This window comes from Micromonospora sp. NPDC048871, from assembly GCF_043198155.1.
Taxonomy (GTDB): Bacteria; Actinomycetota; Actinomycetes; order Mycobacteriales; family Micromonosporaceae; genus Micromonospora.
Genome location: NZ_JBICUM010000019.1, coordinates 69,634 through 72,133, shown reverse-complemented (window position 1 = coordinate 72,133; position 2,500 = coordinate 69,634). Strand labels below are relative to the sequence as shown.

Annotated in this window: 1 rRNA gene (cut by a window edge); it reads left to right on the top strand. The window is 57.0% G+C overall.

Features of this window, described 5'->3' with window-relative positions:
• The first annotated feature begins 138 nt into the window (after nt 1-138).
• A 23S ribosomal RNA gene (locus tag ACGFIK_RS26520) occupies nt 139-2,500 on the top strand; it runs 946 nt beyond the window's last position.

Sequence of the window (2,500 nt, the reverse complement as noted above, 5' to 3'; positions counted from 1 at the left end):
CGTGATTGGGGTGGGGTTTTGGTTGCCAGGCATGGCCTGGTCTCACATACCGCCGGCGGTGGTCGGGTTTGGTGTGGGGCTTGGGGTTGTGGGTTGGTTGTTTGTTGAGAATTGCACAGTGGACGCGAGCATCTTTGTGGTCAAGTTGTCAAGGGCGAACGGTGGATGCCTTGGCACCAGGAGCCGATGAAGGACGTGGGAGGCCGCGATAGGCCTGGGGGAGCTGTCAACCAAGCTGTGATCCCAGGGTGTCCGAATGGGGTAACCCGGCATCAGTCATGTGATGTCACCTGCACCTGAACTCATAGGGTGTATGGAGGGAACGCGGGGAAGTGAAACATCTCAGTACCCGTAGGAAGAGAAAACAATTTAGTGATTCCGTGAGTAGTGGCGAGCGAAAGCGGATCGAGGCTAAACCGGTTGCGTGTGATACCTGTCAGGGGTTGCGTGGTCGGGGTTGTGGGACCCTGCTGAACATGCTGACACGTGTTCGAGGAGTTATAAAACCAGTTGTTAGCTGAATGGTCTGGAAAGGCCGACCGTAGACGGTGATAGTCCGGTAGGTGAAAGCAGCTGGTCTTCTGTGGGTGTTCCCGAGTAGCGGCGGACTCCTGAAATCTGCCGTGAATCTGCCAGGACCACCTGGTAAGCCTAAATACTTCCTGGTGACCGATAGCGGACGAGTACCGTGAGGGAATGGTGAAAAGTACCCCGGGAGGGGAGTGAAATAGTACCTGAAACCGTTCGCCTACAATCCGTCGGAGCCTTGAGGGGTGACGGCGTGCCTTTTGAAGAATGAGCCTGCGAGTTAGTGGCATGTGGCGAGGTTAACCCGTGTGGGGGAGCCGTAGCGAAAGCGAGTCTGAAGAGGGCGTTTGAGTCGCATGTTCTAGACCCGAAGCGGAGTGATCTAGCCATGGGCAGGCTGAAGCGTGGGTAAGACCGCGTGGAGGGCCGAACCCACCAACGTTGAAAAGTTGGGGGATGACCTGTGGTTAGGGGTGAAAGGCCAATCAAACTCCGTGATAGCTGGTTCTCCCCGAAATGCATTTAGGTGCAGCGTCGCGTGTTTCTTGCCGGAGGTAGAGCACTGGATGGTCTAGGGGGCCCACAAGCTTACCGAAATCAGCCAAACTCCGAATGCCGGTAAGTGAGAGCGCGGCAGTGAGACTGCGGGGGATAAGCTTCGTAGTCGAGAGGGAAACAGCCCAGATCACCAGCTAAGGCCCCTAAGCGTGTGCTAAGTGGAAAAGGATGTGGGATCGCATAGACAACCAGGAGGTTGGCTTAGAAGCAGCCACCCTTTAAAGAGTGCGTAATAGCTCACTGGTCAAGTGGTTCCGCGCCGACAATGTAGCGGGGCTCAAGCACACCGCCGAAGCTGTGGCATTCACATTTTAACCCCGCTGGCGCCTTCGGGTGTCGGTGCAGGTGTGTGGATGGGTAGGGGAGCGTCGTGCCGGGGGTGAAGCAGCGGGGTGACCCAGTTGTGGACGCGGCACGAGTGAGAATGCAGGCATGAGTAGCGAAAGAAGGGTGAGAAACCCTTCCGCCGGATGACCAAGGGTTCCAGGGCCAGGTTAATCCGCCCTGGGTGAGTCGGGACCTAAGGCGAGGCCGAGAGGCGTAGTCGATGGACAACGGGTTGATATTCCCGTACCCGCGAAAGAGCGTCCCTGATGAACCTCGTTGTGCTAACCACCCGAGCCGGCTGATGTCTTCGGACTGATGTTGGGGAGCGTGGGAACCTGGCGGGTAGTAGTCAAGCGATGGGGTGACGCAGGAAGGTAGCTGAGCCCGGCCGGTGGTTGTGCCGGGGTAAGCGTGTAGGCCGTGCTGTAGGCAAATCCGCAGCACATGAGGCTGAGACGTGATGCCGAGCCGATTCAGGTGAAGTCAGTGATCCTATGCTGCCGAGAAAAGCCTCTAGCGAGTTCTGAGCGGCCCGTACCCCAAACCGACACAGGTGGTCAGGTAGAGAATACCGAGGCGATCGGGCGAACTGTGGTTAAGGAACTCGGCAAATTGCCCCCGTAACTTAGGGAGAAGGGGGGCCGGAGACGTGAAGCCCCGCGCGGGTGGAGCGTTGTATGGCCGCAGAGAGCAGGGGGAAGCGACTGTTTACTAAAAACACAGGTCCATGCGAAGAAGTAATTCGATGTATATGGACTGACGCCTGCCCGGTGCTGGAACGTTAAGGGGACCTGTTAGCTCTTCGGGGCGAAGCGGAGAACTTAAGCGCCAGTAAACGGCGGTGGTAACTATAACCATCCTAAGGTAGCGAAATTCCTTGTCGGGTAAGTTCCGACCTGCACGAATGGCGTAACGACTTCCCCACTGTCTCAACCACAGGCCCGGCGAAATTGCAGTACGAGTAAAGATGCTCGTTACGCGCGGCAGGACGGAAAGACCCCGGGACCTTTACTATAGCTTGACATTGGTATCTGAGTTAGCTTGTGTAGGATAGGTGGGAGCCGGTGAAGCGCATACGCCAGTATGT